The organism is Actinoplanes ianthinogenes (assembly GCF_018324205.1).
GTDB lineage: Bacteria > Actinomycetota > Actinomycetes > Mycobacteriales > Micromonosporaceae > Actinoplanes > Actinoplanes ianthinogenes.
Map to the genome: position 1 here is coordinate 9,868,520 of NZ_AP023356.1, position 13,205 is coordinate 9,881,724.

A 13,205-nucleotide genomic window follows, 5' to 3' on the forward strand; every position below is an offset into this window, starting at 1 on the left:
CGGTCACAGCCATGCAGGCAGTCTCCGCGGATGCGACCGGTGAGCTGGCCGAGGTCGACCGGCTGCTCGACAAGGTGCGAGAACACCTCGGTGTCGAGGCGGCGTGGGTGTCGGCCTTCGGCTCGGGCGAGCTGACCATCTGGGCCGCGACCGGCACGATCGGCACGCGGAGCGTCCCGCTCGGCCCGGGCAGCGACCTGCTCGGCTCGTTCTGCGTCCGGGTGCTGGCGGGCACGCTGCCGGAGATCGTCCAGGACGTCCGCCGCCACCCGGTCACCCGGGACCTGGACGGGACCCGGGACCTCGGCATCGGCTCCTACGCGAGCGTGCCGTGGCGCTCCCCGGACGGCACCACCGCCGGCATGCTCTGCTGCGCCAGCCGGCACCCGGACCCGTCCCTGGATCAGCAGGCGGTCCGCTATCTCGGCCTGATCGCCGACCTGATCAGCGAGAACATGAGCGGCCCGCTCGCTGTCCGGCGGCACAGCGTCGCCACGGCACGCGCCGCGGTCCGGTCGGTGCTGGATCGCCGCGCGGCCCGGACCGTCTTCCAGCCGATCGTCCGGCTGCGGGACGGCGCGACGATCGGCTACGAGGCGCTCGCCCGGTTCGACCCGGGCCTGTTCCCGGCCCCGGATCGCGCGTTCGCCGCCGCCGCGCTGTGCGGTCTCGGCGTCGAGCTGGAGCTCCTGACCCTGCGGCAGTCCCTCGGCCGGCTGACCGACCTGCCGCCCGGAACCTTCCTGGCCGTCAACCTCTCCCCCGAGGCGCTGCTCGACGGCGAGATCCTGGACGCCCTGCTCGCCCACGCCGGCCCCGGGCTGACCGTCGAGGTCACCGAGCACGCCCAGGTCGGCGACTACGACCTGCTGACCGACGCGCTGGACGTGCTGCGCCGGACCGGCATCCGGCTCAGCGTCGACGACGCCGGCGCCGGGTTCGCCAGCCTCCAGCACATCCTGCGCCTTCGCCCCGACCTGATCAAACTGGACATCAGCCTGGTCCGGGACATCGACACCGATCTGGTCAAGGCGGCCCTGGCCCGATGCCTCAACGACTTCGCCGCCCAGATCGGGGCCGCCCTGATCGCCGAGGGCATCGAGTCGCCCGCCGAGCTGGCCCGGCTCCGCGACCTCGGGGTCGCCAACGGGCAGGGCTTCCACCTGGCCCGTCCCGCCGGCCTGCCCTGAGCGCGTCCCCCGCCGGCGCCCGCGCCCTGCGAGAATGCGGCGTGATCGATGGCAGACTGACCCGGCGTGGACTGTTCTTCTCGGCCGGCGCCGGCGTGCTCGGGGTGGCCGTGCTGAGCACGGTGGCCGGCTGTGCCGGCGACCCGCCCGGTTCCCCGTCCGGGGCCGCGTCCCCCGCCGCGCCGTCGATCCCGCCGCCCAGCCCCGCCGGCATCGGTGGCTGGAAACAGGTCGACATGTCCTACGTCTCCGCCTACCTGCTGGTCCGCGACCGGGAGGTGGCCGTCGTCGACCTCGGCACGCCCGGTTTCGAGGCGTCCATCGAGGACGGGCTCAAGGCCGCCGAGCAGAGCTGGGCGGCCGTCAAGCACGTGATCCTCACCCACCGGCACGACGACCACGTGGGCGGCCTGGCCGCGGTGTCCAAGCTGGTGAAAGCGTCCTTCTACGCCGGCCTGCTGGACCTGGACGCGATCGGGACGGCCACGACGGTCAAGGGCGTGAAGCAGGGCGACGAGGTGTTCGGCCTCCAGATCATCGACACGCCGGGGCACACGCCCGGGCACATCTCGGTGTTCGACCCGTCGACCGGGGTGCTCGTCTCCGGCGACGCGCTGCGGACCACCGGCGGTGCGCTCACCGGCTCCGACCCGCAGTACACGACCGACGCGCCACTGGCCGCCAAGTCGGTGAAGAAGCTGGCGGCGATGGACATCAGGGCGATCCTTCCCGGTCACGGCAACCCGCTGCTCGCGAACGCCTCCGCCGAGCTGCGGAAGCTGGCGGCGACGCTGTGACGATCGAGGACTTCGCCGACGGGCTGCTGCGCGACGTCGCCCGGCTCGACCCGTGCATCGCCATCGTGGAGGGCGGCGAGCAGGACGTCGAGGGGCTCACCGACTACAGCCCGGACGGCCACCGGGCCCGCGCCGATCTCGCCGCCCGGGCGCTGCGGGAGCTGTCGGCCCGGCCCGCGACGGATCCGTTGCACGCCCACCTCACCGAGCGGCTGCGGACCCGGCTCGACCTCCACGAGGCCGGGGAGGATCTGCGGGAGCTGCACGCGGCGGCCACCGGGCCGCTCCAGCTCATCCGGCAGGCGGTCCAGGCCGCGGTGCCCGGCCGGGACGCGGTGGACGAGGCGGGCTGGGCCCGGGTCGCGGCACGCCAGGCGGCGATCCCGGCCGCCCTGGCGGGGTACGCGGAGAGTCTCCGGCTGGCGGCGTCGCGTGGTCACCTGCCGACGCGGCGCCAGGTCGAGCTCGTTGTCGAGCGCTGCCGCAACTGGGGCGACGACGATCTCGCGCTGGTGGAGCGCTATGGCGACGGGCGGCAGCGGGGCTCGTTGCTGGCGGCGGCCGCGGGCGCGCGGGAGGCGTACCGTCAATTCGCCGCGACGCTGACCGCGGACCTGGCGCCGCGGACCCGTGACGACGAGGCTTTCGGGCCGGAACGGTACGCGCTCTGGGTGCGCACCTTCCTCGGCAGCGAGCCGGATCTGCGCGAGCTCTACGACTGGGGCTGGGACGAGTTCACCGCGATCGAGGCGGAGCTGGTCGCGGAGGCGAAAGCGCTGGGCGGGACCGTGCCCGAGGTACGCGAGCGGCTCGACCGCCCGGACGCGCCGGGCACCCTGCACAGCCGGGACGCGTTCGGCGCGTGGCTCCAGGAGCTGCTGGAGGCCACCACCGAGCGGCTGGACGGCGTGCACTTCGACATCCCCGCGCCGCTGCGGCGCATCGAGTCCCGGGTGACCGTGTCGGGCGGCACCGCGTACACCGGACCGTCACGGGATCTGACCCGGCCCGGCCGCGTCTGGTGGCTGCTGCCGGAGGGGCAGACCAGCTTCCCCACCTGGTACGCCTACAGCATCGCCTACCACGAGGGCGTTCCCGGCCACCACCTCCAGATCGGCTCCGAGGCCTGCCGAGGCGGGCTCGGGCAGCGGCTCAACCTGCTCGGCGGGCTCTCCGGCTGCCAGGAGGGATGGGCGCTGTACGCCGAGCGGTTCATGGACGAACTCGGGCTCTACGACCGGCCGGGCGCCCGGTTCGGATACCTGACCTCGCAGCTGCTGCGGGCCGCGCGGGTCGTCCTCGACATCGGCCTGCACCTGCACCCGACGTGGACCCCGGACGCGGCTCTGCGGCTGCTGCGCGACCGCTGTCACCAGGGTCCGTACGCGGCCGGGGAGCTCGCCCGTTACCTGGGCCGGCCGGGGCAGGCGCTGACCTACAAGGTCGGTGAGCGGGTGTGGCTGGCAGGTCGTACGCCGGACCGGCGGGCGTTCCACCGCCGGGCGATGGAGATCGGGTCGCTGGGGCTGGATCAGCTGGCGGGAGCGTTGAGCCGATGATGTCCGCACGGACTCGCCTGCGGATCGCGGCGATCGCCTTCGTGGTGATCGGCGCCATCGGGTCGGTCGGCACGGCCACGATGCTGGCGCCGGACTGGCGGGCCGCGCACGGGGGCGGCGTCACCGGCACGTTCACGCTGACCGAGCCGATGAGCTGCGATCGCCGGGAGCCGCCGCGGCAGCGGTGCGGCTGGTTCGGCGACTTCCGCGGCGATGACGGCAGGACCGTCCGGCGGGACATGGAGCTGGCCGACGGGCTGCCGCCGGGAGCCGCGGTGGGTGACACGCTCGCCGCCCGCGACACCGGCAGCCGGACCCAGATCTATCCGGTCGACGATGTCCGGACGTGGCGGACGTCGGCGGCCTTCTTCGCCGGCTTCACCGGCGCGTTCCTGATCGGCCTGCTCCTGCTGGAACCCTGGCGCTGGCGCCGGCGCTCGAACGGAGGCCTGGGATCCGTCCGGGCACCGGAGTAGCGTGGGCCTGTTGCACCACGTCGGGTCCCCGGCCATCACGGTCGTCTTCTCGGCACTCGCCCCGCAGCCGCAGGCGGGTCAGACGAAGCGATCAGGCTGGGGAGGCACTGATGACCATCGACGCTGTCGAATCGATGCCCGGGCTGGTCGTCCAGCTCCAGGGGCAGACCGAGATGACCACGGTCGTCGCCGTGGCCGGTGAGGTCGACATGGAGAACTCCGACGAGTTCGTACGCGAGGTGTCCAAACTGGTCCCGCGCGACGGCGGCCACCGCGTCGTGCTGGACCTGAGCGGCGTCACGTTCCTGGGCTCCGCCGGTCTGCTGGCGCTGCTCCAGTGCCGCACCACCGCCGAGCACCGGGGCAGCCGCCTGGAGATCAGCCACGCGCATCGCAACGTCCGCCAGGTCCTGACCATCTGCAACCTCGACAGCCTGTTCCATCTCCCGCAGGCGTGACCACCGGGCCGGCTCTCGTCCCGGCCGGTGTCCTGTCCGGGCTGTCCCGGCGCCTGGCGGGATGACGCCCCGCCGATCCGGTGACCCGGCGACGCGGACCAGGTCGAGCAGCTCGTGCTGCCCGGGCCGTTGGCGAGGTCGGTCTCGCCGGTCAGCCGCAGCGTCCGGCTGCCGGGCAGGAACTGGTGGCGCAGGCGTAGGCCGCGTGCGGATGCTCCGGGTCGAACCTGCCCGGAGCCAGCTGGACCCGCCTGCTGTGCGCTGATCGCGGGGCTGCGGCCACCGAGGTCGCGCTCGCCATCGCCTCAGCATCAGGGCCCGGCCGTCACACCGAACTCGGCACCGGGGCGCCGACCGGCCGCCGGCCGGCCAGGACCACGCCGGTGAGGGCCGTGAGACCACCGCCGATCCACAACACCGCGCTGGTCGCCACCGCCTCCACGGCGAGGCCGCCGAGCAACGCGCCGACCGCGATCGACAGGTTGAACACCGCCACGAACAGCGAGCCGGCCGCGTCGGCGGCATCCGGTGCGGACCGCAGGATCCAGGTCTGCAAGGTGACCGGAACCGCGCCGTACGCCAGCCCCCAGAGGATCAGCAGCGCGGGCGCCGGCACCGGGCCGGTCGCCCCGATCATCGCGGCCGTCAGCCCACCCGCGATGCCCAGCACCGTGCCCCGCGGCCACCGGGTGACCAGAGCGCCGGCCAGGAAATTGCCGGCCAGCCCGGCCACGCCGAAGAGCAGCAGCAGAGGACCGACGGCATCTCCGCCGACACCCCGCTCCACCAGGATCGGCCGGACGAACGTGTACGCCACGAAGTGCCCGGTGATGATCAGGAACGTGATGGCCAGCCCGGCCCGCAACCCCGCGCTGCCCCGTAGCACGCCGGGCAGCACGGCCAGGCCGATCGAACCCTCGGCCGGCAGCGGCGGGATCAGCACGACGATGCAGCCCAGCGCGACCAATCCGAGCACGCCGACGGCCGCGAACGCGCTCCGCCACCCGGCCAGGTCACCGAGAAGCGTGCCGGTCGGCACGCCGAACACGGTGGCCGCCTCGGTGCCGGCGAAGATCACCGCGGTGGCCCGGGCGACGTGGCGGGCCGGCACCAGCCGCATGGCGATCCCCGCGGCGAGCGACCAGAAACCGCCGACGGCGACACCGATCAGGAACCGGGCGACCAGCACGGTGCCGAGGCCGGTGGCGGACGCGGCGGCCAGGTTCGCCACGCCGACCAGGCCGACCAGCACCGCCAGGACGATCCGGCGGTCGATCCGGCCGAGAGCGACGGTGATCAGCGGCGCGGAGATCCCGGCGACCAGCCCGGGAACGGTCACCATCAGGCCGGCGGCGCCCTCGCCGACGTGCAGCGCCGACGCCACCGGGGTGAGCAGCCCGACGGGCAGCAGCTCCGAGGTCATCAGGGCGAACACGCCCAGGGTGACCGCGAGAACCGCTGCCCAGCCCCGGACCCCGGTCATCGGGTGCCGGGGGTCTTGCGGGTGGTGACGTTCATCCGGTTCCAGGTGTTGACCGTGAAGATCACCGCGAGCAGGTGGGCGAGCTGCTCCTCGTCGAAGTGCCGGGCCGCCTCGTCGAAGATCTCGTCCGAGACGCCACCGGGCAGCAGGGTGACCGCCTCGGTCAGGGCCAGCGCGGCCCGCTCCGCGGCGCTGTAGAGCAGCGACTCCTCCCAGGCGCTGAGCTGGTGGATCCGCTGCTCGTCCTCGCCGGCCTTGCGGGCGTCGGTGGTGTGGTACTCCAGGCAGTAGGCGCACCGGTTGATCTGCGAGGCGCGGATCTGGACGAGCTCCACCAGGGCCGGGTCGAGGCCCTGCTTGGCCGCGGTGTCCAGGGCCAGGACGGCCTTGAAGATCGTGGGGGCGGCGGCGAAGAAGTTCATGCGCTGTGCTGTCATGCCTCCACGCTAGGAGCGCGAATGACCCGCTGTAGGGTTCAATTCCGTGACGGAATCATGGGTCAATTCCGGTGACGATCTGCACCTGGAGCTGACCGGCGCCGGTGGTCGGCGGGCCCGGCTGATCCGGGCGCTGCGGGAGGCGATCCGGTCCGGGCGGCTGGCGCCCGGCACCCGCCTGCCGTCCTACCGGGTGCTCGCCGCCGACCTCGGCGTCGCCCGCAACACGGTGGCCGAGTCCTATGCCGAGCTGGTCGCGGAGGGGTGGCTGACCGCCCGGCAGGGCTCCGGAACACGGGTCGCGGCGCGGACCGCGGCGGCGCCGGTGGCGGACCGGCCCGCGGCGCGCTCGGAGCGCCGCCCGGTGCACGACCTGAAACCGAGCACACCGGACGCGTCCGCGTTCCCGCGCACGGCGTGGCTGGCCTCGGCGCGGCGGGCGCTGACCGCGGCGCCCAGCGAGGCGTTCGGGGTCGGCGACCCGCGCGGGCGGGTGGAGTTGCGCCAGGCGCTCGCGGATTACCTGAGCCGCGCCCGGGCGGTACGCGCCGATCCGGGCCACATCGTGGTCTGCGCCGGGTTCGCGCACGCGTTGCGGCTGCTCAGCGCGGTGCTGCCGGAGACCGTCGCGGTGGAGTCGTACGGCCTGCCGTTCCACCGCGAGCTGCTCGCCGGGGCCGGCAAACGGACCGTTGCGCTGGACCTCGACGAGCACGGCGCGCGGGTCGCCGACCTGGGCGGGGCCGGGGCGGTGCTGCTCACGCCGGCCCATCAGTTCCCGACCGGCGGGCCGTTGCACGCGTCGCGGCGGGCCGCGGTCGTCGACTGGGCCCGGGACACCGGCGGGCTGATCCTGGAGGACGACTACGACGGCGAGTTCCGTTATGACCGGCAGCCGATCGGCGCGCTGCAAGCCCTCGACCCGGAGCGGGTGGTCTACCTCGGATCGGCGAGCAAGAGCCTATCCCCGGCGCTGCGGCTGGGCTGGATGGTGCTGCCCGGCCGGCTGGTCGACCCGGTGCTGGCGGTGAAGGGGCCGCGGGAGTTCTGGTCGAGTGCCCTCGATCAGCTGACCCTCGCCGACTTCCTGGCCTGCGGGGCCTATGACCGGCACGTGCGCCGGATGCGGCAGAGCTATCGGCGGCGGCGGGACCAGCTGGTGGCGGCGGTCGAACCGGGGGTGCGGGTGACCGGGATCGCGGCGGGGCTGCATGCCGTACTGGAAATGGCGGACGGTGAGGAGAAGCGGGCCTTGGCCGCGGCCCGCGGTCTCGGTCTGGCGGTCGACGGGCTGTCACCCTATCGGCATCCGGAGAGCGCGATGCCGACTCGCGACGGTCTGGTGGTGGGTTACGCGACGCCGCCGGAACACTCTTTCGCGGCTGCCCTCGACGCACTCCGGCAGATCGTCTCCGCGCTCCATCCGGCCGCGCCGCGACCCGGGGAGTCCTATGACATCAGGTAGGCGGCCAGCTCGCGCGGGTGGCTCAGCGCCGGCGTGTGACCGCCATCGATCTCGTCGGGCGTGACGCCGAGCCGCTCCCGGGCGACCCGGCGCACGAAGTCCGGCGGCAGCAGCCGGTCGTCGCGGCAGAGCAGGACCCGGGTGGGTACGTCCGGCCAGGCGCGCAGCGGGGACGGCTCGCCCAGCCGGGTCTCGGACTGGCGGCGGCCGCGCTTCGTCGCCTCCGCGACCAGGTCCGGCGCGACGTCCTGATAGAACAGGTCGTCGAACTCGCCGGCCGGCTCGTACCCCGTGTTCGTCCAGTGGTCGGCGGGCGCCTCGCCCGGCGCCGGGATCATCGGGGCGACCAGGACGAGCTGATCGACCGGCAGCCGGGCGGCGACCAGCGGCGCGACGAACCCGCCGAGCGACTGTCCGACAACGATCAGGTCCCGGTGGTCGCCGGCTGCCGCGACCACCGCATCCGCATAATCCGCCAGGCCCGCCGTGTCGTCGTCGCAGGGCAGGTCCGGCGCCACCGTCCGGTGGCCGTGCGCCCGCAACTCGGCCTCCACCAGGTGCCAATACCACCCGACGTCGCCGGCGCCATGAATCAGGACGAAGGTCGCCATGCCCCGAGAGTAGTCACCTCCCCAGGCCCGCCTCGCGCGCCTGAATGATCGCCTCGGCGCGGCCGGCCACCTGGAGCTTGGCGAAGATGGTGGAGACGTGGTTGCCGACCGTCTTCGGCGACAGGTCGAGCTGCCGGGCGATCTCCACGTTGGTCCGGTGCTGGGCGACCAGCGCCAGCACGTCCCGCTCCCGCTGGGTCAGCTGGGGAAACGCGGCGAGCGGCCGGGCCGGCTCGCGGGCGAAGTAGTCGGCGATCCGGCGGGCGACGGCCGGGCCGAAGAGCGCCTCGCCGTCGGCGGCCGCCCGGATCGCACGGACCAGCTGCGCCCGCAGCGCGCCCTTGAGCACGTAACCGCGGGCACCGGCCCGCAGCGCGGCGAAGACCGAGTCGTCGTCCTCCAGCATGGTCAGGACCACGACGCCGATGTGCGGGGCGGCCGTGGTGATCTGCCGGGTGGCCTCGATGCCGTCCAGGCCCGGCATCTTCAGGTCCATCAGCACCACATCGGGTTGCAGCCGCAGCGCCGCCTCGACCGCGCCGCGCCCGTCCGGCGCCTCGCCGACCAGGACGATGTCGTCGGCCAGCGCGAACACGGCGCGCAGGCCGGCTCGGAACGGCTCGTGGTCGTCGGCGACCAGGACGCTAATCGGGTCCATCGGCAGCCTCCGGGATCAGTGGCAGGCAGACCGCCACGTGGACGCCGCCCCCGGGGCGGGTCGTGACCGTGCACCGGCCGCCGAGCTCCTGCGCCCGCTCGCGCATCGACGTGCGGCCGACGCCGGGCGGGGCGCCGGTCAGGCCACGGCCGTCGTCGAGGATCTCGACCATGAGCAGCGGGCCGGCGGTGGTCAGGTGCACCTCGGCGTGGCGGGCGGCGGCATGGCGTACGACGTTGGTGAGGGCCTCGCGGACGATCGCGTAGGCGGCCACCTCGACCGCGGCGGGCAGGACCGGCACGTCGGTGGTGACGACGGCGACGCGTACCGAAGGCGCCAGGTCGGCCGCGGCCTGCCGGACCGCGCCGGCCAGCCCGAGCTCGTCCAGCGCCGGTGGCCGCAGGCCGCGGGCGATGCGCCGCACCTCGGCCACCGCGTCGGCGCCGCGGGCGAGCACCTCGGCCAGCAGCGACTCGGCCTGCTCCGGCCGGCGGCGCACCAGATCGTGCGCGGCCTCCACCTGCAACGCCTGGGCGGCCAGGGCCGGGCCCAGCCCGTCGTGCAGCTCCCTGCGCACCCGGCGGCGCTCCTCCTCGCGGGCGGCCACCAACCGCTCCCGGGAGGTCTGCAACTGGGCGGCGAGGTCCTCGGCCCGGCGGCGCAACCGGACCGTCTGCATCGCCGCGGCGGCCTGCCGGGCCAGGTCGTCCAGCAGCCGGCGATCGCGGGCGTCGAACGTCTCGCCCGGCGCCCGCGGCGCGACCAGGAGTGCGCCGAGCCGCTCACCGCCGTGGGTGAGCGGCAGGGTGACCGGGTCCGGCGCCGGGGTGCCGCTCGACGCCAGGGTCGCACCGCCGGGGGCGACGATCGCGACGTACGGCGACCGGATCGCCACCCGCGCCGAGCGGGCCAGCAGCGGCAGCACCTCCTCGGGCTCGGCGTTGTCCGCCAGCCGCCGGGCGAGCACGGTCAGCGCCACGTACGGATCGTCACGCTGCCCGTAGACGATCCGGTTGGCCCCGGCCTGCAACCGGCGCCGCACCGGTTCGACCAGGACCGCCACCACCACCGCGCCGAGCACGTCCACCGTCCGCCCGGTCCACGCCACCACGCCCGCGTAGACGGCGGTCAGCACCACGGTCAGCCCGCCGTAGACGATCGCCCGGTTCAGCACCGGGTCGAGATCCCACAGCCGGTGCCGCAGCACCGCCCGGGCGAGGGCGAGCGGAACCAGGCAGAAGAGCGCCCCGAGGGTGAACATGGTGAGCGCCGCGTAGAGCACCGTCCCGCGCGGCGACCGGAGGACCGCGAGGTGCCCGAGCAGCGCCACGACCGCGAAACCGCCGATCGCCACGGCGAGGGCGGCGGCCACCCACTTCGTCTGCTGCCGCTGCGCCCGGGTGGAGACCCGCCGGTACCGGTACACCTGCGCGCCGACCCCACCGGCCACCCAGGCGAGTACGAGCAGCAGGTCGACGACCTCCGGGATGCGGATGCCGAAGGCCAGCAGGGTCTCGCTCACCACCACGTGCGCGGCCAGCACGGCGAACAGCCAGCCGGTCCAGCGCGGCACGAACCGCCCGTCCGGGAAGTAGAAGAGCAGGCCGAAGAAGCCGACGAAGGCCACGATGTCCAGTGCCTCCCCGGCCGCGGCCGGCACCGGTGGCCAGTCCGGGGCCGGCACGGTGTTCGGCCAGATCGTCCCGAAGGCGATCAGCACTCCGGCGACCAGCAGCGCAGTCCGGTCGCCCGGGCGGCGCAGCACGATCAGGACGCCGACGCCGAGGAAAACCGCCGCGACGACGGTGAGCCCACCGACCCAGGCGGTCGCGTAGGCGCTGGTCGTCAGGCCCCACGCGGCCAGGCCGGCCCGCATCGCCGCCGGGTTGTCCACCAGCGACGGATCCAGCGAGCCGGCCCGGCGGTAGGCCGAGGGCAGCGCGGCGGTGTAGGCGGCGAGGCCGAGGGCCGCCAGCGTGAGCAACGCCGTCCGGGCGGGGACGATCCGCATCGCGACCCTCCTGTTCCGCTCCCGAGCGGGTCGCTGTCCTCAGTGTGCGGCTTCCGGCGTGTGCACGGCACCACCGATCGTCGCCGGTTGCTCGTCCGCGCCGAGGTGCACCCGCCCGGTGGCCATCAGCAGTCCGCAGCCGGCGACCACGGTCAGCAGCAGCGCGATCATCCAGGACTCCACCGTGGACAGGAACAGGATCGCGAGAGGCGCCACCGCGATCGTCCAGGACAGCGTCCGGGGAAAGACCCGGGCGCGGGCCATCGCGATGCCGAACAGCAGGAACCCGAGATTGAGCGCGACCAGCATGACCAGCACATAGACCAGGTACGCGGTGGCGACCTCCTCGAGGGCGCCGTCGGCGGCCAGGGCGGCATTGCCGGGCCGGCCGTAGAGCGCCGGGGCCAGGTAGTCGTAGACCGGCTGCGACGCTACCTGCAGACCGGCGACACCCAGGTAGAGCAGCACGAACGACACCGCGCCGAACCGGCCGGCGGCCCGGGCCTGCACGGCGTACCACGCCGGGAGCCCGAGCAGCAGAAGCAGACCACCGGCGATGCCGACGGTCCCGATCGCGGTCAGTGCCGGGTTGACCGTCTTCTGGTCCACGAAGTCGTGACCCACGGTGGCGAATGCGCTGAGCACACCCCCGGCGCACAGCGCGACGCCGCCGGCCCGGATCAGCCGGTCGATCGTTGTCATGGCTTTCTCCCTCCGTCTCGCATGATTGACGTCAGGATTCCGGCCCGATGTCCCGGGCGTCCCGAGACGATGTCCCGGCCGGCCCGGGAGAAATGTCCCAGGCCGGCCGGGATGATCGGCGGGCTACTGCTGCATCGGCAGGATCGCGCAGGTGGAGAGCGCGGGCAGGCCGGCCAGCCGGTAGCCGAGCCAGTCGATCGCGTCGCCCTGGTCGGTCAGCAGCGGCGCCAGGTGGTTGACCAGCGGGCTGCCGGTGGCGGGCAGGTTGATCGGGGCGTAGACCACGTCGCCGCCGAGCTTGCACCAGTCCGCGGCCATCGTCCGGGCCTGCCCGTGCGCGACCAGGTTGTCGTTCACCCCGGTGGCCACCCGGACGATCCCGGCGGGTTTCCGGGCGCCGATCCGCTGCGCGTCGATGAAGGAACGCAGGGCCGGTTCGGCCTTGATGACGGCCGCGAGAGATTGTCCGGTGGTCGTCCACGAGGAACTGTGTTTGCCGGCGTATCCGACAATCGCGTCACCCACACACATCGTCGAAAGATCGGCGAGCGCTGCGCGTCCGGAATCGCTCAGGTATTTGTCCGCGACCGTTTTCAGGCTCGGCTCCGACTGCATGAATCCGCTCACCGACCAGCCCAGCGCGCCGACCAATTCCGTCCCGTCGATCGACGCGGTGACATCGGCCAGGTCAGCCGGCGGAGCACCGGCGTAGGTAGCTTTCAACCGCACGTCCGGCGCGTATTCCGCCTGCAATTCCGCCGCCGAGGCGACCGCGCCGCCGCCCTGGCTGTATCCGTAGAATCCGACCGCGGATCTCGCGGTGAGCGAGGTGTCCGGCAGCGCCTTGGCGGCCCGCGCCGCGTCCAGCACCGCGTGCCCCTCGTCCACCCGGTTGACGTAGGTGTGCAGCCGATCCGTCGCGCCCAGTCCCGGATAGTCGGTCTGCACGACCGCGATGCCCTTGACGAGCATCCGGTAGATGGCCAGGATCTCGTAGCCGATCGACACCGTGGTCTGCCCGTCGTCCGCCCCGAGGATCAGGCCGCGTTGCAGGGCGAGCGAGGTGGAGCACTGGTCGCCCTGCCCCATCGTGCCGGGCGCGAGGACCACCAGCGGCCGCGGGCCGAGCCCGAGCCAGGGCGCGGCCGGCTCCAGGTAGGCGCCGGTCACCGCGACCGGCGCGCCGGTCGAGTCGGTGGACCGATACATGATCCGGGTCGCCCGGCCCGGCAGCGGAGAATCGATGCCGGGCAGCGACAATGCCAGCGGTAACGGCTCGCTGCGAATCAGTGCGCCATTGTCCGCCGGCAGCGCCGCCGGCGGGTCGTAGAATGCGGGAATCGTCACCCCACGCGAGG

At 73.7% G+C, this 13,205-nt stretch carries 13 protein-coding genes; 6 read left to right on the forward strand and 7 right to left on the reverse strand.

From position 1 onward, the window contains the following. Positions 1-11: 11 nt before the first annotated feature. The 5 genes from Aiant_RS45195 to Aiant_RS45215 all read left to right on the forward strand — a co-directional run bounded on the left by Aiant_RS45195 (position 12) and on the right by Aiant_RS45215 (position 4,480). Complete coding sequence (locus tag Aiant_RS45195) at positions 12-1,190, forward strand: sensor domain-containing phosphodiesterase (protein WP_189334259.1); 1,179 nt, start codon at positions 12-14, stop codon at positions 1,188-1,190. A 41-nt stretch (positions 1,191-1,231) separates the two neighbouring features. Beyond that, positions 1,232-1,987, forward strand: a complete 756-nt coding sequence (locus Aiant_RS45200) for an MBL fold metallo-hydrolase (protein ID WP_189334258.1) — start codon at positions 1,232-1,234, stop codon at positions 1,985-1,987. Further along, on the forward strand, positions 1,984-3,546 hold the full coding sequence (locus Aiant_RS45205) for a DUF885 domain-containing protein (protein ID WP_229830906.1): 1,563 nt from the start codon (positions 1,984-1,986) through the stop codon (positions 3,544-3,546). The genes Aiant_RS45200 and Aiant_RS45205 overlap by 4 nt, the downstream gene beginning before the upstream one ends. Continuing rightward, a complete protein-coding gene (locus Aiant_RS45210; protein WP_189334257.1) occupies positions 3,543-4,022 on the forward strand; it encodes a hypothetical protein in 480 nt (159 codons plus the stop codon). Before Aiant_RS45205 ends, Aiant_RS45210 begins: the two co-directional genes overlap by 4 nt. A gap of 110 nt (positions 4,023-4,132) precedes the next feature. Next, positions 4,133-4,480 (forward strand): STAS domain-containing protein, encoded by a 348-nt coding sequence (locus Aiant_RS45215; protein ID WP_189334256.1) that lies wholly within the window; start codon positions 4,133-4,135, stop codon positions 4,478-4,480. 325 nt (positions 4,481-4,805) lie between these two features. Here Aiant_RS45215 and Aiant_RS45220 read toward each other — a convergent pair whose 3' ends face one another. Both Aiant_RS45220 and Aiant_RS45225 read right to left on the reverse strand, forming a co-directional pair. Continuing rightward, positions 4,806-5,963: an MFS transporter gene (locus Aiant_RS45220; protein WP_189334255.1), complete on the reverse strand. Its 1,158-nt coding sequence runs from the start codon at positions 5,961-5,963 to the stop codon at positions 4,806-4,808. After that, a complete protein-coding gene (locus tag Aiant_RS45225) occupies positions 5,960-6,400 on the reverse strand; it encodes a carboxymuconolactone decarboxylase family protein (RefSeq protein WP_212846863.1) in 441 nt (146 codons plus the stop codon). Before Aiant_RS45225 ends, Aiant_RS45220 begins: the two co-directional genes overlap by 4 nt. Before the next feature lie 46 nt (positions 6,401-6,446). Here Aiant_RS45225 and pdxR point away from each other — a divergent pair, with 46 nt between their 5' ends. After that, positions 6,447-7,865 carry a MocR-like pyridoxine biosynthesis transcription factor PdxR gene (pdxR, locus tag Aiant_RS45230; protein WP_189334254.1) on the forward strand — a complete coding sequence of 473 codons (1,419 nt, stop codon included), beginning with the start codon at positions 6,447-6,449 and terminating at the stop codon, positions 7,863-7,865. Here the strand turns inward: pdxR and Aiant_RS45235 are convergent. From Aiant_RS45235 to Aiant_RS45255, 5 genes are all read right to left on the reverse strand, one after another. Beyond that, complete coding sequence (locus Aiant_RS45235) at positions 7,850-8,476, reverse strand: alpha/beta fold hydrolase (RefSeq protein WP_189334253.1); 627 nt, start codon at positions 8,474-8,476, stop codon at positions 7,850-7,852. The two genes, pdxR and Aiant_RS45235, sit on opposite strands and share 16 nt — an antisense overlap. Before the next feature lie 13 nt (positions 8,477-8,489). After that, positions 8,490-9,134, reverse strand: coding sequence for a response regulator (locus tag Aiant_RS45240; RefSeq protein WP_189334252.1), 645 nt, complete (start codon positions 9,132-9,134; stop codon positions 8,490-8,492). After that, positions 9,121-11,145, reverse strand: a complete 2,025-nt coding sequence (locus Aiant_RS45245; RefSeq protein ID WP_189334251.1) for a GAF domain-containing sensor histidine kinase — start codon at positions 11,143-11,145, stop codon at positions 9,121-9,123. The genes Aiant_RS45240 and Aiant_RS45245 overlap by 14 nt, the downstream gene beginning before the upstream one ends. 39 nt (positions 11,146-11,184) lie before the next feature. Beyond that, positions 11,185-11,847 (reverse strand): hypothetical protein, encoded by a 663-nt coding sequence (locus tag Aiant_RS45250; protein ID WP_189334250.1) that lies wholly within the window; start codon positions 11,845-11,847, stop codon positions 11,185-11,187. Between the two features lie 123 nt (positions 11,848-11,970). Next, positions 11,971-13,194 (reverse strand): lipase family protein, encoded by a 1,224-nt coding sequence (locus tag Aiant_RS45255; protein WP_229830903.1) that lies wholly within the window; start codon positions 13,192-13,194, stop codon positions 11,971-11,973. Positions 13,195-13,205: the final 11 nt, after the last annotated feature.